The 20907-nt window shown below is 32.2% G+C and carries 19 protein-coding genes; 3 read left to right on the plus strand and 16 right to left on the minus strand.

Annotated features, from left to right (window positions below; all coding sequences use genetic code 11):
* Positions 1–94: 94 nt before the first annotated feature.
* Positions 95–790 carry a LytTR family DNA-binding domain-containing protein gene (locus GFJ94_RS01325; protein WP_153199638.1) on the plus strand — a complete coding sequence of 232 codons (696 nt, stop codon included), beginning with the start codon at positions 95–97 and terminating at the stop codon, positions 788–790.
* Here GFJ94_RS01325 and priA read toward each other — a convergent pair.
* From priA to sucC, 5 genes are all read right to left on the minus strand, one after another.
* On the minus strand, positions 787–3237 hold the full coding sequence (priA, locus tag GFJ94_RS01330) for a primosomal protein N' (protein ID WP_153199640.1): 2451 nt from the start codon (positions 3235–3237) through the stop codon (positions 787–789). The genes GFJ94_RS01325 and priA overlap by 4 nt on opposite strands.
* A gap of 131 nt (positions 3238–3368) precedes the next feature.
* Complete coding sequence (locus GFJ94_RS01335; RefSeq protein WP_153199642.1) at positions 3369–3980, minus strand: chalcone isomerase family protein; 612 nt, start codon at positions 3978–3980, stop codon at positions 3369–3371.
* Between the two features lie 21 nt (positions 3981–4001).
* Entirely contained in the window at positions 4002–4925 is a 924-nt protein-coding gene (locus GFJ94_RS01340; RefSeq protein WP_153199644.1) for a YihY/virulence factor BrkB family protein, read from the minus strand.
* 2 nt (positions 4926–4927) lie between these two features.
* Positions 4928–5785, minus strand: coding sequence for a carboxylating nicotinate-nucleotide diphosphorylase (gene nadC / locus GFJ94_RS01345; RefSeq protein ID WP_153199646.1), 858 nt, complete (start codon positions 5783–5785; stop codon positions 4928–4930).
* A 123-nt stretch (positions 5786–5908) separates the two neighbouring features.
* Positions 5909–7102, minus strand: a complete 1194-nt coding sequence (gene sucC / locus GFJ94_RS01350; protein ID WP_153199648.1) for an ADP-forming succinate--CoA ligase subunit beta — start codon at positions 7100–7102, stop codon at positions 5909–5911.
* A 236-nt stretch (positions 7103–7338) separates the two neighbouring features.
* On the opposite strand from sucC, the gene lysA reads away from it, so the two are divergent.
* Entirely contained in the window at positions 7339–8544 is a 1206-nt protein-coding gene (gene lysA, locus GFJ94_RS01355; RefSeq protein WP_153199651.1) for a diaminopimelate decarboxylase, read from the plus strand.
* 50 nt (positions 8545–8594) lie between these two features.
* Here the strand turns inward: lysA and GFJ94_RS01360 are convergent, their stop codons facing one another.
* The 9 genes from GFJ94_RS01360 to GFJ94_RS01400 all read right to left on the minus strand — a co-directional run bounded on the left by GFJ94_RS01360 (position 8595) and on the right by GFJ94_RS01400 (position 16948).
* Positions 8595–8912, minus strand: coding sequence for a hypothetical protein (locus tag GFJ94_RS01360; protein ID WP_153199653.1), 318 nt, complete (start codon positions 8910–8912; stop codon positions 8595–8597).
* Positions 8913–8918: 6 nt separating this feature from the next.
* Entirely contained in the window at positions 8919–9212 is a 294-nt protein-coding gene (locus tag GFJ94_RS01365) for a hypothetical protein (protein WP_153199655.1), read from the minus strand.
* 3 nt (positions 9213–9215) lie between these two features.
* Positions 9216–10826 carry an alkaline phosphatase PafA gene (gene pafA, locus GFJ94_RS01370; protein ID WP_153199657.1) on the minus strand — a complete coding sequence of 537 codons (1611 nt, stop codon included), beginning with the start codon at positions 10824–10826 and terminating at the stop codon, positions 9216–9218.
* A gap of 111 nt (positions 10827–10937) precedes the next feature.
* Positions 10938–11366 (minus strand): hypothetical protein, encoded by a 429-nt coding sequence (locus tag GFJ94_RS01375; RefSeq protein ID WP_153199658.1) that lies wholly within the window; start codon positions 11364–11366, stop codon positions 10938–10940.
* 14 nt (positions 11367–11380) lie between these two features.
* Positions 11381–12325 carry a nitronate monooxygenase family protein gene (locus tag GFJ94_RS01380; RefSeq protein ID WP_153199660.1) on the minus strand — a complete coding sequence of 315 codons (945 nt, stop codon included), beginning with the start codon at positions 12323–12325 and terminating at the stop codon, positions 11381–11383.
* The gene (locus GFJ94_RS01385; protein WP_153199662.1) at positions 12325–13941 is read right to left on the minus strand and encodes a S8 family serine peptidase; all 1617 of its coding nucleotides are present in this window, start codon (positions 13939–13941) and stop codon (positions 12325–12327) included. The genes GFJ94_RS01380 and GFJ94_RS01385 overlap by 1 nt, the downstream gene beginning before the upstream one ends.
* Positions 13942–14036: 95 nt before the next feature.
* Entirely contained in the window at positions 14037–14981 is a 945-nt protein-coding gene (locus GFJ94_RS01390; protein WP_153199664.1) for a calcium/sodium antiporter, read from the minus strand.
* Between the two features lie 14 nt (positions 14982–14995).
* Positions 14996–16183 (minus strand): tRNA 2-thiouridine(34) synthase MnmA, encoded by a 1188-nt coding sequence (gene mnmA, locus GFJ94_RS01395; protein ID WP_153199666.1) that lies wholly within the window; start codon positions 16181–16183, stop codon positions 14996–14998.
* Positions 16184–16948: a toxin-antitoxin system YwqK family antitoxin gene (locus GFJ94_RS01400; RefSeq protein ID WP_153199668.1), complete on the minus strand. Its 765-nt coding sequence runs from the start codon at positions 16946–16948 to the stop codon at positions 16184–16186.
* A gap of 175 nt (positions 16949–17123) precedes the next feature.
* On the opposite strand from GFJ94_RS01400, the gene GFJ94_RS01405 reads away from it, so the two are divergent.
* Positions 17124–18068, plus strand: a complete 945-nt coding sequence (locus GFJ94_RS01405) for a fasciclin domain-containing protein (RefSeq protein ID WP_153199670.1) — start codon at positions 17124–17126, stop codon at positions 18066–18068.
* Between the two features lie 61 nt (positions 18069–18129).
* On the opposite strand, the gene proC is transcribed toward GFJ94_RS01405, so the two are convergent.
* Together proC and yidC are read right to left on the minus strand one after the other, a co-directional pair.
* A complete protein-coding gene (gene proC / locus GFJ94_RS01410; protein WP_153199672.1) occupies positions 18130–18930 on the minus strand; it encodes a pyrroline-5-carboxylate reductase in 801 nt (266 codons plus the stop codon).
* A gap of 55 nt (positions 18931–18985) precedes the next feature.
* Entirely contained in the window at positions 18986–20872 is a 1887-nt protein-coding gene (gene yidC, locus GFJ94_RS01415; RefSeq protein WP_153199675.1) for a membrane protein insertase YidC, read from the minus strand.
* Positions 20873–20907: the final 35 nt, after the last annotated feature.

The following is a 20907-nucleotide window of genomic DNA, read 5'->3' on the forward strand; positions in this document are numbered from 1 at the left end:
TTACAAGCATAACCAATTATTAATTTTTACATAAAAAAACTTGTGTAGTTGTAATAATTATTCTACTTTTAACAAACTATAAAAATATATGCCCATGAAGTTGAATTGTATCGTTGTAGATGATAGTGCTATCCAAAGAATTACCATCACCAAATTAGTTAACGAATCAACATTATTAAACTTAGTAGGAGATTTCGCCAATGCTCTTGAGGCCAAGAATTGCATTAATAATAATACTATCGACCTTATCTTTTTAGACATTGAGATGCCATTAATTAACGGTTTCGATTTATTAGATGGACTAAAAACAAAACCACAAATTATATTCATTACTTCAAAAGCTGATTACGCTGTAAAGGCTTTTGATTATGAAGCAACCGATTTCCTTCAAAAACCAATTTCTAAAGAACGTTTCAATAAGGCTGTAAAAAAAGCCACTGAACTTCACTCTTTACGCTACGAAAACCATGAAGATCATGGAGAAAGTATCGTAATTAAAAGTAATTTAAAGAAACTTAAAGTATATGTTTCTAAAATTAAATGGATTGAAGCGTATGGCGATTATATAAAAGTAGTTACCGATGATGAAAGTCACTTGGTATTATCAACTATGAAAGGTTTTGAAAAAGAACTTCCAGAAGGTAAATTTATTCGTGTTCATAAATCGTATATTATTAATTTAGACCGAGTGGAAAAATTTAATAGTAAGTTTGCTGAAATTGGAAATACGAAAATTCCTTTGAGTCGAAATAAGAAAGAAGAAATTGTAAAAGCAATCGAAAACGCTTAATACACGTCGACATCAACTTTTACCTTAATAGAACGATATTGCGGAACTGCTTCAAAACTCATGAGCACTTTCGCAATATTTTTTTTGGTATTACCCAAATGCTTCTGAACAGGGATTTTAACCATAATCGTTCGAATGTATTCATTGCGAATTCTATTAATAGCTGGCTCTTCCGGACCCAAAACTGGCATATCTAAATTTTGAGACAACACGTTATAAATCCACATCGAACCTTCTTTCAATTTATCAAAATCGCGATGTTTTAATGTAAGTTTTACTAATCGGAAGAAAGGCGGATATTTAAAATTCTGACGTTCGTAAATTTGTTCTTTATACATTCCCATATAATCATTACCCAAAACTTGTTGGATAGTATTATGATACGGATTATACGTTTGAATTACCACTTTTCCTTTTTTCTCAGAACGTCCTGCCCTACCCGAAACTTGCATCATCATTTGATACGCTCTTTCGTAAGCTCTGAAATTAGGTTGATTCAATAAATTATCGGCATTTAAAATTCCAACTAAAGTCACATTATCAAAATCCAAACCTTTGGCAAGCATTTGCGTTCCTACTAAAACATCGATTTCTCTATTTTTGAACGAATCTATTATTTTCTCGAAGCCAAATTTTCCTCGAGTGGTATCTTGATCCATTCTTCCGATGTTTTTCTCTGGGAAAAGGGTTTTCAATTCCATTTCAATTTGTTCCGTTCCAAAACCTTTCGAAGTAACATCAACTGATTGACAACTATGACAATGCGTAGGATTTGCAATCGAATGACCACAATAATGACAACGCAATTGGTTTTTGAATTTATAATACGTCAAACTCACATCGCAACTTGGACAATGCGGCACATGACCACACGTCATGCATTCTACATAAGGCGAAAATCCTCTGCGGTTTTGAAATAAAATAACTTGTTCACCTTTTGATAACGTTTCAGTAATTTCTTCCAATAATTCATCTGAAAAATGCCCCGACATTTTCTTTCTGAAATATTTATCTTTCAAATCGACTAATTGAATTTCGGGTAAAACTACATTTCCGTAGCGCACTTTTAATTCGGTTAAACCGTACTTATTAGTTTGTACGTTATAATACGTTTCCAAAGATGGTGTAGCACTTCCCAAAACCACTTTTGCTCCGTGTTGCTTCGCTAAAACTATAGCCGCATCGCGAGCATGATATCTTGGTGCTGGATCGTGTTGTTTGAATGTTTGTTCGTGTTCTTCATCCACTATGATACATCCTAAATTGGAAAACGGAAGAAACAATGCACTTCGAACCCCAATAACCACTTTAGCTTTTGGTGAATTTTCTAAGACTTGATTCCAAACCTCAATTCGTTCGTTATTCGTATATTTTGAGTGAAAAACCGCTACTTCATTTCCGAAATAAGCTGTTAATCTTTGTACCAATTGTGTGGTTAAAGCAATTTCGGGTAATAAAAACAAAACCTGCTTTCCATCCTTAATATATTGTTCTAAAAGTTTGATGTAGATTTCGGTTTTACCTGAAGCCGTAACACCGTGTAATAAATTCACATCAAAGGTTTTGAAATTTTCTTGAATACTATCAAAAGCTGTTTGTTGCGCTTCACTTAACGTGAATTGACTATTCTCCTTTTTATCGAAAGCAACTCTATCTTGTGCGATGAAATATTCTTCGAAAATCGTTTTATCAACTAAGGACTTTACAATAGCTGTAGAACTTCCGGAAGTTTCAATTAGTTTTTTTACTGAAATGGGTGCTTTTTCACGAGCTTGTAATTGAAAATAATGCAGAACCAATTCACGTTGTTTTTTGGCTTTGGATAACACTTCTAATAGCTCAGCTAATTGTTCTTGTTGTAAAAAAGATTCGTGCAATTTTATATAGCGAACTAATTTCGGTTTGTATTGTTCCGAAATTTCTTCTTGTAAAACCAAAGCGCCTTTAGCTAATAATCGATTGATAATTGGAAAAACCGTTTTCTTCCCCAAAATTTTAATCACATCTTGAACCGTAATTGAAGATTGGCTTTTTAATGCTTCTAAAATTAGATACTCATCATCCTTTAAATCATCCGAATCTAATTCCGCATTTTCTTTAGCTGAAATAATCGTTTCACTTTCCAAGATATATCCAGAAGGCAATGCACTTCGAAAGACTTCACCAAGAGAACACATATAATAAGAAGCAATCCATTTCCAATGCTCGATTTGATGGAGATTCACCACAGATTTTTCATCTAAAATTTGATGAATTTCTTTTGCTTCGTATAATTGAGGTGGTGTGTTGGTTTTATCTAAAACTAATGCGGTATAAATTTTCGTTTTCCCAAAAGGAACCGCCACTTGCATTCCAATTTGAATGTAGTGAAATTCCGCTTCCGAAACCTGATACGTAAAGGTTTTGGAAACTGCTAACGGCAAAACGACTTCGATAAAATACAGCATAGAACAAATATAGTTGGAAAAAGAGAATAGAAAAAGAGAATAGAGTAAAGAAAATAGAAAAAAGACAAATTCTCGAATAAAAAAAGCGTCCTAAATTGAGAACGCTTCTGTTTGTATTTTTATAATTAGGATTATTTTCCTAACATTCCTGATTTTAAATCATCATCTGCTGGTTTATCCCCTAACCAAATTCCGAACAAAGCTTTTTTGAAATCGTGTCCTTCAATACTTCCTTTTTTTACTCCGTTTTTAAATACTACAATTCCTTCGTTTGGAACATTCATAATAATAAATACGTCGCCTTTTTTAATTTCTTCTTTAAAGAAACCTTTAAATTTATCAATTTTAGCTTTTAAAGGTGCTGTTTTTTTTCCTGTTGCGTTTTCAAAACCTTCGTTGATAGCTGAAATCATTTTATCAGAAGTAATCATTCCTGAAATGATGTTTAGCTTTATCGCCGCAGATTCTTTACTGTCCATAATGTCTTTTGAACTTGAACTTTTCTTTGGTAAATATAAAGAACCAACATACAAATCCATCCACATTTTTTCTCTTGTACCAGCTCCGTTTAAAACTAATGCTTGCCCTTCTAAAGACAATTTTTCATCAACTTTAACTCCTGACACTGTTTTTTGTGCATTAACCGTAAAAGTTGTTGCAATAAGCATTAAAAATGTAATAACTTGTTTTTTACTCACAATAATTAAATTGTTTTTTTTGAGTTCGTGAATCTTTGATTTCATAATTAGATTTTTTTAGTTTTGTTAAATATATAAATTTTTTCTTTTCAATTTTGAAATAGTTGCATTTAGTTCAAATCCTAGTAATAAAACCATGCAATTAATCCAGATGTAAAACATTAATACAAGAAGTGTACCAATTGAACCATACAACTCATTATACTTGGCAAATTTTGTTACGTAAATTCCAAAAACATAGGAAGAAATAATAATCAATATCGTGGTAAAAACCGCACCATAACTAATAAACGCCATACTTGAAGTTTCTTTTGTAGCAAACTTATATAATATTGAAGTTGTTATTAAAATCATTAAAAGGATGAATCCATATCTACTCCATTCAATAACTGAAACATCTGCAACATAACCACGAATATTAATTTTTTGAATCATTACCTCAGCAATCACAATCGCAGCAACTGTTATCAATAAAATCATCGATAATACTAAAGAAATTGCCAATGAAATAAAGTATTGTTTAAAAAAACCTCTTGTAATTGTAATATGAGCCGACATTTCAAATCCACCTAAAATAGCATTGATTCCGTTAGTCATTAATAAAATAGACAAAATAAAACCCGAGGAAAGTAAACCTTCATGACTGGTTCCCATAATATCTTTCAAAATAGCTTCAATAGCATCATAAGTATTGGGCGGAACACCATTTTCAACAAATTCTAAAAAATCGGCTTGAAAATTTTCTAATGGAATAAACGGAATTAAATTTAAAATAAATAAAGCAAAAGGGAATAACGCCATAAAGAAGCTAAACGCAATAGCACTAGCTCTGTACGAAAAAGCACCTTTGAAAATCCCCAAAACATACAATTCCAAAATATCATAAAGCGACAATCCTTCTAAAGATTTTAATTTTATGGCTTTGGTAATTGCAACCAATTGTTTTACTAAAGGAATTTTATTGAGTTTATTTTCTATTTCTTCCGACATATTTATATCGCTTTTAAACTTAAATCCATATTATAAACTGAATGGGTTAAAGCACCCGAAGAAATATAATTCACACCGCATTCTGCATAATTGCGAATGGTTTTTTCATTGATATTTCCTGAAGATTCTGTCAAACTTTGATCTCCAATCATAGCTACCGCTTTCTTAGTCGTTTCGTAATCGAAATTATCTAATAAAATTCGGTAAACGCCGCCAGCTTCTAATATTTGTTGTACTTCGTCTAAATTTCTGGCTTCAACAATTATTTTTAAATCTTTGCTATTATCAATCAAATATTGCTTTGTTTTTGCAATTGCTTGAGGAATACCACCTGCAAAATCGTTGTGATTGTCTTTCAACATTATCATATCGTACAACGCAAAGCGATGATTTTCACCTCCACCAATTTTAACTGCCCATTTTTCGATGGCACGAATTCCTGGTGTAGTCTTTCTGGTATCTAAAATTTTAGTTTTTGTACCTTCTAGTAAATCAACAAACATTTTGGTTTTTGTTGCGATGGCGCTCATTCGTTGCATCGAATTCAATACCAAACGCTCCGCTTTTAAAATCGATTGCGAACTTCCTGAAACATGAAAAATAACATCACCATATTTTACTCTTTCTCCATCATTCATAAACGTTTCCACTTTCATATCATTATCCACATAATGAAAAATCATTTTGGCAAATTCTACTCCAGCAATAATTCCTTCATCTTTAACTAATAACTTTGCTTTTCCTTGCGCAGAAGCTGGAATACAAGCTAACGAACTATGGTCGCCGTCTCCAACATCTTCACGGATGGAATTACTAATGATTAATTCTAATTCTTTTTGAAATTGCGCTTCTGTAATCATGGTTTGTAAATTGAATGGCTAATGTAAGAAATCCTTTGAAGTTTAAAAAATATTGAGCCTGTAAAAAACAAAAAACTCCCAGATAAATCTGAGAGTTTCTTTATGATTGAATTTAAAATTCGATTAAGATAAAGCAGCTTTTACTTGGTCAGCTGCTTCTTGGAATTGAACAGCAGATAATATAGGCATACCTGAATTATCGATTAATTCTTTAGCAATTTCTGCGTTAGTTCCTTGTAAACGAACAATGATTGGCACTGTAATAGCGTCACCCATATTTTTGTAAGCATCAACAACGCCTTGAGCAACACGGTCACAACGAACGATACCACCAAAAATGTTAATCAAAATAGCTTTTACGTTTGGATCTTTTAAGATAATACGGAAAGCAGTTTCAACACGTTTAGCATCAGCAGTTCCACCTACGTCTAAGAAGTTAGCTGGTTCAAAACCTGCATACTTAATTAAGTCCATAGTAGCCATTGCTAAACCAGCTCCGTTTACCATACAACCTACAGTTCCATCTAAGTCTACGTAGTTTAATCCTACTTCTTTAGCTTCTACTTCGATTGGATTTTCTTCTCTAACGTCTCTCATTTCAGCATACTTTTGTTGTCTGAATAAAGCGTTATCGTCGATATTTACTTTAGCATCAACTGCTAAGATTTTGTTATCAGATGTTTTTAATACAGGGTTGATTTCAAACATAGATGAATCAGAACCGATATAAGCTTTGTATAAAGCATCGATAAATTTAACCATTTCTTTGAAAGCATCACCAGACAAACCTAAATTGAAAGCAATTTTTCTAGCTTGGAAACCTTGTAATCCAACAGAAGGATCAATTTCTTCTGTAAAAATTAAATGTGGAGTATGCTCAGCCACTTCTTCAATGTCCATTCCACCTTCTGTAGAATACATAATCATATTACGTCCAGTAGCTCTGTTTAATAAAACAGAAACATAGAATTCAGAAGTTTCGCTTTCACCAGGATAATAAACATCTTCAGCGATTAATACTTTGTGAACTGTTTTTCCTTCTGGTGGAGTTTGTGGGGTAATTAACTGCATTCCGATTATTTGCTCAGAAATTTCAGTTACTTGGTCTAAGTTTTTAGCTAACTTAACTCCTCCACCTTTTCCTCTACCTCCAGCATGGATTTGTGCTTTTACTACGTACCAACTTGTACCTGTTTCTGTAGTTAATTGTTTTGCTGCAGCTACCGCCTCAACTGGATTGTTTGCAACAATACCACGTTGAACACGTACTCCATAACTAGCTAGGATTTCTTTACCCTGATATTCGTGTATGTTCATAATTGTTATGCGTTTATCTTGTTTAAAAAAGTGCCACAAAAATAGCAAAGTAATTTTTAATGGACTAACTTTTTTTCGTTTAATTTGGGAATTTGATATACATATTCTTATTAAAAGTGCAAGTTAAAAAATTTTCAAATGTTACAAATAAAACATTTTGTTATTTTTTGTTAATAATTGTTTTAAAAATTGCATTGAATTAATATTGATTTACTTTTGCATCAAATTAAATAACAATGAAACCAGAAGTATTACAACAATTAGCATCAGAATTTGGAAGTCCGTTATATGTATATGATGCGGAAAAAATTGCCTTTCAATACAACCGATTACAAAATGCATTTAGCAAAGTAGAACGTTTTAAGGTGCATTATGCCGTTAAAGCTTTATCGAATGTTTCTGTTTTGAAATACTTAAAAAGTTTAGGTTCTGGATTGGATACTGTTTCTTTACAAGAAGTGCAACTGGGATTACATGCAGGTGTTGACCCGAAAGATATCATTTACACTCCAAATGGTGTTTCGATGGAAGAAATTGAAGAAGTAGCGCAATTTGGTGTTCAAATTAACATTGATAATTTATCGATTTTAGAGCAATTTGGTACAAAACACCCAACAATTCCAGTTTGTATTCGAATTAATCCACATGTGATGGCGGGAGGAAATGCGAATATTTCTGTAGGACATATTGATAGTAAATTTGGAATTTCGATTCATCAATTGCCACATATTTTGAGAATTATTGAAAATACGAAAATGCATATCAATGGAATCCACATGCATACAGGTTCTGATATTTTAGATGTTGAAGTATTTTTATATGCAGCAGAAATCTTATTCGAAACAGCTAAAAATTTCCCAGCATTAGATTTTATTGATTTTGGAAGTGGATTCAAAGTACCTTACAAAAAAGGGGATATCGAGACGAATGTAGAAGAATTTGGAAGAAAATTAACGAAACGTTTTTTAGCTTTTGAAAAAGAATATGGTCGTCCATTGACTTTAGCTTTTGAGCCCGGAAAATTCTTGGTAAGCGAAGCTGGTTATTTCCTAGCAAAAGTAAATGTAGTAAAACAAACTACTTCAACAGTTTTTGCTGGAATTGATTCTGGATTCAACCATTTGATTCGTCCGATGTTATATGGTGCGCAACATCATATTGAAAATATATCTAACCCAAAAGGGAAAGAACGTTACTATTCGGTAGTAGGTTATATCTGCGAAACTGACACTTTTGCTAGCAACCGAAGAATAACAGAAATTCACGAAGGTGATATTTTATGTTTTAGAAACGCAGGCGCTTATTGCTTTTCAATGGCATCTAACTACAACTCACGACTAAAACCAGCTGAAGTACTATGGAAAGACGGAAAAGGTCACTTAATCAGAGAGCGCGAAACGTTTGATGATATTTTGAAAAATCAAGTAATGCTTGAAATTTAGTTTTTTTGGTTAAAAAAAGAAAAGCTCGGATTAGTTATTAATTCGGGTTTTTATTTTATAACAGTACAAGTTACTTCATAAGGTTCATTTGGAAATCCATAAAGAATCATAATTTCAGAATCAACATATTTAATTGGTATTTGAATATCTACATAAATATCATCATAAAATGAAAGAAATAGTGTTTCATTAAATCTCTCTAATAGAATTCTGCTTCCTATTCTATTCATGTCTTTATTGAGTTCTTGAATTACAAGTGAATCTAATATTTCATTAAAAACAATAATCTTTTTATTATTATTCCAGGAAAAATCGAATTTTAAAAGTTGTATTTCTTCTTCTGATAAATCAGTTTGAGTTGGAAACAATCTCTCTTAATCTAATTCAAATATGCATTCTGAAGAAATTGATGCTTCTTCAAAATTACTAACAGTTCTTTTAATACCTTTTCTAGATAATCTAATTCTGTTTGGGGTCAAAAATTCTAATTCCTCTACATTTAGTCTTTCATTCCAAAGCTGATTTCTCTCTTTATGAAGAAATGAATCATCACCTTTTTCTAATGTAAAATGAAGAATTTCATCATTATCAAATTCTAATAAATCTGTTTTGCCGTAATGGCCTCCAGTTTTAACAAACAACCAAGTTCCGTTTAAATTAAATTCCATAAATTACTTCCCTAAAACCTCCAACAAAACCTTACCATCAGAACTATTTGGCATAGTAATTTTAAGCAGTTGGGTAACCGTTGGAGCAATTTGTGTGATTTCTTTTCTATCGTGAGTTTGACCTTTTTTGATGTTCCAGCCAAAGAAAATTAACGGAACGTGTGTGTCATAAGAATAAGGCGAACCGTGTGTTGTTCCAGTTGAAGAATATTCTACATAACCTGGTTTGAAAATCATGATAAGTTCTCCGCTTTGTGTTGGGTCGTATCCTTTTGTAATGAAGTCTAAATAGTAATCACTTGGATTTCCGTTGGTGATTTCTTCTTCAGTGTAAACACGCTTGATGTAGTCTTGTTTGTGTAAATAATCTTTGAAGGTTTGTTTTACCTCTTGTAAATTCAAGCCTTTTGCTTTTACTTTTGTTTTATCAAAAAATAGGTTATAATTAGAATAATCCAATACTAAGTTTTCTCCAAAAGTAGTTTCTGAAAATTCCTTTAACTCTTTTTGAATGTTTTTATAATTGATGTTATCTACTTTGTATTTATTATCTTTCAAATACGTCACATTTTCCGCTCCAGCATGATCTGCTGTTAAGAAAACTAAGTAATTTCCTTTTCCAACGGTTTTGTCTAAGTAAGCTAAGAAATCAGCAATAGTTTCGTCTAAACGTAAATACGTATCTTGTAATTCAATTGAACGTGGACCTAAAACATGTCCGATGTAATCAGTTGAAGAAAAACTTACTGCTAGAAAATCGGTGATGTTATCTTTTCCTAAATTTTCGCTTTCAATGGCTTTTTTAGCAAAATCGGCTAATAAATTGTTTCCATAAGGCGTTGAACGTAGAATTCCAGCATCGTTTGCATCATACATATCTTTTAAATTATATGGCATAAACGGTGCTTTTTTATATAGTTTTCCTTCGTATGGATTGTTATCGGTTAAACTTTCGTTATAGGTTTCTTTTGGTTTAAGTAATTCCCAATTCTTACTCAAATATTTTAAATAATGCTTTTCTGAATTAAACTGTGTAGCCCAATCTGGTAATTTTTCACCATAATATGTACTCGAAATAAACGCTCCCGTTTTACTGTACCAAAAAGCCCAATCGGCAAAATGTCCCGCTGGTAAAATAGCACCTCTATCTTTAATACTCATGCCGATTACTTTTCCTTTGAAATTGGTTGAAAGCTTCAATTCATCTGTCATGGTAGAACTTTGTAAGTTTCTTGGCGACATTTTTCCTTCTTTTTCAGAATCATCACCTAAGGTTGAAACCGTTGCATCATCAGTACAATACATTTCTTTCCCAGTTGCTTTATTGAACCAATCGTTTCCTACAATTCCATGAACAGCAGGCGTAGTTCCTGTGTAAATAGAAGCATGACCTGGTGCCGTGTATGTTGGCATGTAATTGTAATGCGTGTTAAGAAACGTATAACCTTCTTTCATTAATCGTTTAAAACCGTTTTCGGAAAAATCATTTGAAAAACGGTATAAGTATTCCATTTTCATTTGGTCTACTACGATTCCTACAACTAATTTTGGTTTATCTTGAGCAGTTCCTAAAAAAGAAACTAGAATAACTAATGAGGCTAAGGCTTTTTTCATTTTAAAACTATTTTATACAAAAGTACATTTTTGATGTAAATGGAATGTTAAAAATAAAAAAATGACTTTTTATTGGATCCAATAAAAAGTCATTTTAATTATAATTTAAACTTATTTTTTCTTCGTAGGTTTATCTTCAAAAACCGTCATATTATAAGCAATAATCATATCTTGATAGGTGATATATAATTGATTTCTGCTTCCTTGTTTCTTTCTGGTGTATATGGTTAAAACACATTCTACTCCATTGTTATCAACGCAATTAAAGGTTACAACATCATCATCACCTTTTGTTTCTTGATTACCGTATTTCATTATAGAAAACAATTGAAGTACTTCTGAATAAACTACAATTCGGTGACTTTCCATGTCCAAAAGGACTGTCATTTCTGATTTTTGCAATTTTGACCAATCGCCCCAATTTCCTTTTTTGTCTTTCTGGCTTACCATATATCCAGAAGTTTTAAAATTAAATTTTTGAGCATAAGTAGTAACTGATGCAAAAAATAAAAACAATACTATGTATTTTAAACTCTTCATTATATTTTCTTTAATTAAAATTCAAAGGTAGTTACCTCTTTTTTAGCGATGATAAATTCGGCAATGATATTATCAACAATAGTTTCAACAGGTAAAATATCGTGAATTAATCCAGCAATTTGCCCTATTTCTAACTCGCCTTCGACTAAATCGCCTTCAAACATACCTCTTTTTGCTCTTCTTTTTCCTAACAATTCTACTAAATCTTCTTTTGATGGACATTTAGCATATAATTCCTGAACATCGTTATAGAATTTATTTTTGATTAGTCGAACAGGAGCTAATTCTTTTAATGTTAATTGCGTATCGCCTTCACCAGTTTCCACAATCGTTCTTTTGAATTCATCGTGAGCCGAACTTTCGGTTGAAGCAGCAAAACGACTTCCCATTTGAACGCCATCGGCACCTAAAGTCATAGCGGCTAACATTCCTCTACCTGTTGCAATTCCACCAGCAGCAATTAATGGAATTGAAATTTGTTCGCGCACCATTGGAATTAATGTCAATGTTGTCGTTTCTTCTCTTCCGTTGTGTCCGCCAGCTTCAAAACCTTCTGCAACAACAGCATCCACTCCTGCTTCTTGTGCTTTTAATGCGAATTTAGAACTACTTACTACATGTACAACAGTTATGCCATTTTCTTTTAAAAACGGTGTCCAAGTTTTTGGATTTCCAGCTGAAGTAAAAACGATTTTTACTTCTTCTTCTTTTAGAATTTGCATAATTTCTTCAATGTTTGGATATAACATTGGTACGTTTACTCCAAAAGGTTTATCTGTGGCTTTTTTACATTTTTGAATATGTTCTCTTAATACTTCTGGATACATTGAACCTGCACCAATTAAGCCTAAACCGCCAGCATTACTTACGGCACTTGCTAATTTGTAACCGCTGTTCCAAATCATTCCGCCTTGGATGATAGGATATTTTATATTGAAGAGTTGGGTAATTTTATTCATTATAATTTTAAAAGTTTTCCTTGAGCTACTTTATTAGCCGATTTTAATTGGTAAAAATACAAACCTGATGCCAAACTATCTAAAGATACAATTGGATTTGTTTCAGAAACAAAAAAGATTGCAACTTGTTGACCAATATTGTTATATAAAATTAATTCTCCTGATTTTTCAGATTCTGTAAATATTATATTCAACTCGTTTTGAACAGGATTTGGATACAAAATAACAGGATTGTTTTGGTATGAATTTAACGACAGAGCATTGGTTAAAGCCAATTGAAAATCGGGCACTCCATATCCTTTGTAGATTGTTGGATTTGCATAAATATCTGCAGATTCTTTTACAAATTGCATAATTTCAGCATTTGTCATATTGGGAACAGCCGACCAAAAGGTAGTTACCATTCCTGCTAAAATAGGACTTGAAAACGAAGTTCCATTAGCTGTTGTTATACCTCCAGAAGAATTACTAATAGTAGCACTTGCTCCTTTAGCGCAAACATCGGGTTTAACCCTTCCATCAAATGATGGTCCGATAGAACTAAAAGCAACATAATTTTCAGTTGTATCTACAGCACCAACCGTTAATGTTGTAATTGCGTCAGCTGGTGTTGCTATATGTGGATTTGCAGAATTTCCAGAATTTCCAGCGCTTGTTACACAAATCATTCCTTTTGAAAACGCTTTGTCAGCTCCTCTTGCTGCGAATGATTTAATTCCATTCATATCCGAATAAGAGTAACTGTAATTTGGATTATCATATGCAAAATATCCTAAAGAAGTATTGATTACATCAACTCCTAAACTATCTGCCATTTCCGTTGCTTCTACCCAATACGATTCTTCTACTGGATTTTCAGAATTTGTATCTTCTGTAATAAAAAGATAATATTGAGCATCTGGTGCTGTTCCAACCAATTGATTATCTACAAATCCTGCCATACAAGATAAAACAGAGGTTCCGTGAGAACTTCTGGTATAAATTGAAGTATTTCTATCTGGAAAATTATAACCTCCTAAAATAAGATTATTATCTCGTAATCTTTGAAAAGAACTTGCAGTATTTACACCTGGAAAACCAGCATCCATAATCGCAACCATTTTGCCTTGTCCGGTGAAATTTTGTTGGTGCAATAAATGTCCGTTTAACATTTCAATTTGGTTAGATGAACCTCCGTAATTGAAATTAGCTAAAATTTCTAATTGTTTATTAACTGGTTTTAATTCATTTGATTTTCCACTTGAATACCTTGAATTTAAATTTGAATCCGCAAACTGTATCTGACTGACAAATGATAAATTAGTAAGTGACTCAATATTTACCTGAGTTCCCCTAACATGAAGTGCATTTAACCATTTTGACTTAGCCATGACCGTAATTCCTGTTGAAGCCGTTACTTGGTCAATATAAGTTTGAGCAATAGGAACATCGGAGTTAGCTAAAGAGATTCCTTGTGCTGCTCTTCTGTCTAATGCTCTTTGAGTTAACATTTGTAAAGGATTAGCTAAATAATAAGCGGAGTCAGGTTTGTCATTAAAATACACCCAAGCGTCCTCTTGTGCTTGTGCTACAAAAGTGTATAAAAAGACAAAAAGTAAAAGTATTTTTTTTATCATAATCGAGCATCAAGATTTACTTAAAAAGTTAAAAAATGCTTACGCAAGCTTTTTATTAATGGCGATTTCAAATATAATAAAAATGATAGAATATTTTAAGAAATCGTGTAATAAAGAAATGCACAATACATTAATAATAAAATAATTCCTTCCTTAAAACTTAAACTATTACGAGTAGGCAAAAACACTAATGGAAGTAAAACAAATACAAATCCTAACATCCAGTAAATATCCTGATCTAAAATTCGAATGTCAATTTTGTCTATTGGTTTGATTAAAACGGTTAATCCTAAAACACTTAAAATATTAAAAATATTAGATCCAATGATGTTCCCAATTGAAATAGCACTCTCTTTTTTTAAAGAAGCTATTACCGAAGAAGCTAACTCTGGAATACTTGTACCAATAGAAACCACAGTAATTGCTATTATTCGTTTACTTACCCCAAGATTTTCAGCTAAATTAACTGCTCCATTTACTAATAATTCTGAACCTAACCATAAACCAAATCCACCTAAAATCAAGAATAAAAAAATCATTTTATAGGACAAATTTTCTACCCTTTCCAAATCTGGATGAATTTCATCAACTTCAATTTTTGTGTTTGTCTTTATTAAGTAAAGCAAATAAAGAATTAAAATTATAACAAAAATAAATCCTTCAGTTCTACTTAAAACGCCATCAATAATTAAAAAGAAAAACAACAAAATAGTTGCAATCATTGCTACCGGCCAATCGGATTTTAAGAACGAGTTTTCCAAATTAATTGCATTTATAAGTAAAACTACGCCTAAGACTAATCCTATGTTTGCAATATTTGAACCTACAATATTTCCTAAAGCAATATCAGAAAATCCCGACAAGGCAGCTTTAACACTCACAATCATCTCTGGAGCTGATGTTGCAAATGAAACAACTGTTAAACCTACAATAATTTTTGAAATATTGAATTTTAAAGATAATCCAATAGCTGATTTTAACAACCAATTCCCACCTAAAACCAATAAAACTAAACCAATAACTATATATAAGAAATTCATGAAGTTTAAATTAATTAAGCAATTACACCACTTCCTAAAACTTCTTCATTCAAATGCCAAGCTACGAATTGTCCTTCTGTAATAGCCGATTGTGGATTTTCAAACACTACATACATTCCGTCTTTAAATTGATGCAAAATAGCTTTTTGTAAGGGTTGACGGTAACGAATTCTTGCCATTACCTCCATTTTATCACCATCTTTCAAAGCTAAATCTTCTCTTATCCAATGCACTTCATCATTTGCAATAAACAATGCTTTTTTGAATAATCCAGGATGTTGATTGCCTTGACCAGTGTACACAATATTCTTTTCAACATCAGTTTCTATAATGAATAGAGGCTCTTTTGTTCCACCTACATTTAAACCTTTGCGCTGTCCTTTTGTAAAATAATGAGCCCCTTGATGTTTACCCATTACTTTTCCTGGTACTTTTAAATAATCAATTCTTTTAGATTCGAAAGCAAAAGCTTCTTCTTCTGAATTGAATTGTGGTTTTTCTTGATGATATATTTCGGCTTCCGCTGGAATTTCTATAATTACGCCTTCTTTAGGTTGTAATTTTTGTTGTAAAAACTCAGGCAAGCGCACTTTACCGATGAAACAAAGTCCTTGCGAATCTTTCTTTTCGGCGGTAATTAAATCTAACTTCGATGCAATTTCACGAACTTCTGGTTTGGTTAATTCACCAATAGGAAATAATGCTTTTGAAAGTTGCTCTTGTGATAATTGACAAAGAAAGTAAGATTGGTCTTTATTATCGTCTTTACCAGCTAATAATTGAAAAACTTCAGTTCCATCTTTTTCAATGGTTCCTTTACGGCAATAATGTCCTGTTGCTACATAGTCTGCACCTAGAGACATGGCAATTTTCATAAAAACGTCAAACTTGATTTCTCTGTTGCACAATACATCAGGATTTGGTGTTCTCCCTTTTTCGTATTCGTTAAACATATAATCAACGATTTTCTCTTTGTATTGTTCGGATAAATCTACCGTTTGAAAAGGAATTCCAAGTTTCTCAGCTACTAGCAAAGCATCGTTACTATCTTCTAACCATGGACATTCATTGGAAATAGTTACAGAATCATCGTGCCAATTCTTCATAAAAAGACCAATAACTTCATATCCTTGTTCTTTTAATAAATATGCTGCAACACTCGAGTCTACTCCACCCGAAAGTCCTACTACAACTCTTTTCATTTATTCTTGTCCTCCTTTTTCTTGCTTTAATTGTTCTAGCGTTTTTGATGCTTCTTGTGCATTTCTTTGCTCGTACTTTATCAATTCTTGACTAAATTTAGCCGCTTTTACTTGTTTAATTACCTTATTTTTTTCGAAAAATTTCCAAGTTCCCACACGTTTTCCATTGACGTAATTCCCTTCATACAATTTGTTACCTAAACCATCATAGTATGAAGCTACGCCATCATATTGTCCATTTTTGTTTATATGAGCTTCTAACAATTGTCCTTTTTCCGAATATGTTTTAGAGTGACCTTCTTTTATTCCGTGCTTATAATGTGTATCTTCTGCTAAAGTACCATCTTTATAAAAAACTTTACGATGTCCTTTTAATTTACCTTGTTTATAATGTTCATGAGACATTATTTGTTTTGATTCAAAATGATAATATTTCCATTCGCCATCAGGAAGTTTGTTTACTAATTTTCCCTCACTTACTTTATTCCCTTTTTGATCATAAAAAACAGCATAACAAGAACCATCTCCTTTAGAAAAATCTCGAGTTGCTATAACAGTTCCAGCTTTTGTATCATCAAAATATTTAAAAATACCTGTTTCCTTTCCATGATTAAAAGTTCCTTCATAACGAATACGATTTGATTCTTTATGAGTACCTCTCCACAATCCATGACGATTCCCTTTATCGTCTAATTGATTGACTTTGTCTTGAGCATTTGCTAAAAAAGCACTGAAAAGTAAAAACAGAAAAAATATTTGTTTCATTTTTTTAAATATTGTTTAATTTTTTGATAACTAATTAAATATAAAATCAATTTCCATACCAAATACTGGTTAAACAAAAAATAAATATAAGTTAAATTTACTATTTAACACTACTGATTAATTTTTTATTTGTTTAATCTTTTTTAAATTTGTTAAAACAAAAAATAATTATCCCATGAAAAACTATGCAAAATTAATCAAATTAACTTTAATTGTAGTAACTTCTACTATTATGTTTTCTTGTTCAGATGACGACAACTCTTCTGACGGCGGAAATACTATTGCTGCCATTGCTTCTCAAAACTCAAATCTGTCAATTTTAGTTGATGCTCTAGAAAGAGCAGACCTAACTTTAGACAGAAATGGATCTTTTACAGTCTTTGCTCCTACAAATGATGCTTTTATTCAATTTTTAGCTGACAACAATTTTGAAACCTTAGAAGATGTCCCTGTGTCAGTATTAAGACAAGTACTTTTAAACCACATGGTAACTGGGGTAAACATGTCTACTGATCTTTCAACAGGATATATTAAAACTCTTGCTAAAGGAAGCGCTTCATCAACAAATACATTAAGCATGTTTGTTAATACAACTTCAGGTGTTCGTTTAAATGGAGTTGCAGACGTAATTACTGCTGATGTTATGGCTTCTAATGGTGTAGTACACGTTGTAGATGCTGTTATTGGCTTACCAACAATTGTAACACATGCTACAGCAAACCCAAACTTTTCTACCTTGGTTGGTGCATTAACTGCTGATGGTCAACCTAACTTCGTTGGAATTTTGTCTGGTACTGCTAATTCTCCTTTTACTGTTTTTGCCCCATCAAATACAGCTTTTGAAACTTTCGAATCACAAAATCCAGGTACAATTGCAAGTTTAACAAGTGCTCAATTAACAGCTGTATTAAGTTACCACGTAGTAGCTGGTGCAAATGTATTGTCAACAGGTATTCCAACAGGACCTATTACTACTTTTGAAACTGGAACTTTCACGATTTCCGGTACAACAATTACAGATGAAGCTGCAAGACAAACTAATATTGTTGCGGTAGATGTACAAGCAACTAATGGTGTAATTCACGTTATCGATAACGTAATTTTACCAAACTTAAACTAATTCGTTTCTTAAATAAAATTGCTATGAACAAAAAACGCTTTCCTATGGAAAGCGTTTTTTTTTATGATCCTAGTTCAACGGCTCTTGCATTGGCAGATTCAATTCCTTCTATTACAATTTCTTGAAGTTCTTTTTGATTGAAAACAGACAAAGCAGCTTCGGTTGTTCCTCCTTTTGAAGCAACTCGTTGAATCCAAGCTTTATTAGACAATTTACTTCTATTTTGCAATTGAACTGAACCTGAAAATGTTTGACTTACCAAAAACTCTGCTTCTGAAGGTGAAAAACCTAATTTAACAGCAGATTCAATCATGGCTTGCATGAAATAAAACACATAAGCGGGTCCACTTCCTGAAACGGCTGTTGCTGCATTTAGCATTTCTTCTTTTTCGATATAAATGGATTTTCCAGTCGTATTGATTAAATTCTGAACAATGAAAAGTTCTTTTCTATCCACCGCGTTTGAAGCGCAAAAAACAGTCATTCCCTCGCCTATTTGGGTTGGAATATTTGGCATTGAACGTACTATTTTAGTAACATTTAAATCCCTTTGCATCATTTCAATTGAAATTCCTGCCATTACAGACAAAACCACGTGTTCTGGATTTAGAAATATTTGTATCTCAGAAGCTAATTGTTTAAAATCTTGAGGTTTTACTGCCAAAATTAAAATATCCGACTCGAAGATTTTAGGATTCGGTTTCGTGTAAAAATTAGAAATATCAATTCCAAAACTATTCTTTTCCTCAATTTTTGTTTTGTTCAAAATTAAAATATCTGAAGCTCCTACAAAGCCAGAGCTCATAAAACTATTGGCATAGGTTTGTCCCATATTACCAAATCCGATAATTGCTATTTTCATGATGTGATATAAAAAAACCCTGTCGGTGCAGACAGGGTTTGTATTAAAATAAAACTTATTTTTTCTTTTGTGCGGCTTTTTGAGCTTCTGCTTGCTCCATCATTTCGCGCATTTTTTTCTGGAATTTACTTTCCTTTTTCTCTTTAGTTTTATTCTCTTGAATTTGAGCGTGAATTTTATCTTCTTTCACGATGTAGTTTTTAATAACCAACATAATTCCAATCGTAATTAAGTTAGAAATGAAGTAATACAAACTCAATCCTGATGCATAATTATTAAAGAAGAATAACATCATTACAGGCGAAATGTAAATCATAATTTTCATGATTTTACCCATATCTGGCATACCTTCTTGTGGTGGTGTGCTCATTGCTTGGTCACCCGTTGTCATTTTCATATAGAAGAAAATAGCGATAGAAGCTAAGATTGGGAATAAACTCACGTGACTTCCATAAAATGGAATATGGAAAGGCAATTGAAGTACAGCATCAAATGAAGATAAATCATCTGCCCAAAGGAAAGACTTTTGTCTTAAATCAAACATCGATGGGAAGAACTGAAACAACGCATAGAAAATCGGCATTTGCATCAAGGCTGGTAAACATCCTGCCATAGGGTTTACACCGGCTTTAGAATACAACTTCATTGTTTCTTGTTGTTTCTTCATTGGATTGTCTTTGAATTTTTCATTCAATTCCGCAATTTCAGGACGTAAAACCTTCATTTTTGCTTGAGACAAATAAGACTTGTATGTTACTGGCGACATTACAATACGAACTAAAATCGTAAATAATACAATCGCAATTCCGTAACCTACTCCTAATGCTGAAATAAATCCGAAAACTGGAATAAAAATATAACGGTTAATCCATCCGAAAATTCCCCAACCTAACGGCATGATTTCGTCTAGATTTCTTTCGTAATCATTTAAAATTTCATATTTCGCTGGACCATAATACCAATTCATATTATAGTTTAAAGCTCCATTTTTAAATTCTAATGGCACTTGAGCTGTGAAATTTTTAGTAAAAACAGTATCAATTTCTTCATCATCAACTAAATTATCTGATTTGAATTTAGCTGTTTTGAATTTCGTATCTGTTAATAAAATAGAAGTAAACAAATGTTGTTTGAAAGCGATGTATGAAACGTCATTTGCTTCATCTTCAGAATCTTTCGCCGCGTTTAAATAATCGTCTTTTCCATCTTCATATTCGAAAACTAACTCAGTATAACGATTTTCATACGAAACACTTTTCTCGTTTCTGTATGATTTTAATTGCCATTCTAAATCTAATGGTTTTGAAGTATTGACAACTTTTTCTAAACCTTGAGAACGGATAGCAAAATCTAACATGTACTCGTTAGGTTTTAAAACATAACGGTATTCTAAAAACTGATCTGGACCTGCTTTTAATTGTAACGTTAAGACTTGATTTTTACCTTCGGTAGTCAACTTAGGTTCAAAATACATGTCTTTTGTATGCAACGTTCTGTTATCAGTCGTATTTAACGCGATGTCTAAAGAAGCGTTTTTGTCTTTGATAATTTGAACTGCTTTTTTCGAATTTTTCTCAAATTGATCAAAACCTAAAACAGTTGCATCAACGATATAACCACCTTTATTAGAAATTTTAAGTGATAAAACTTCATTTTTGATCTCAGTAACAGCATCTGTAGCCGATGGAAGTGTTGCAGAATATCCAAAAGAACCTAATTGTGCTTGCGCTTCTACATTTTTAGTAGAGTCTGCTACTGGCGTTGCTGCAACGGTTGAAGATACTGTTTTAACTTCTTTAGCTTGTTTGTCTAATTGCTCTTTTTTCTCTTTTTCCTTTATTTCTTCTGGTGTTGGAGCATTTGAATATAACATCCAAATTAAAATTCCAGAAATCAATACAAATCCGATAATCGAATTAAGGTCTAATTTTTTTTCTTCCATCTACTTAGTAATGTTCAATGTTCAGTCTTACGTGA

Origin of the sequence: Flavobacterium sp. LMO8, assembly GCF_009495755.1 — a bacterium.
Lineage (GTDB): Bacteria > Bacteroidota > Bacteroidia > Flavobacteriales > Flavobacteriaceae > Flavobacterium.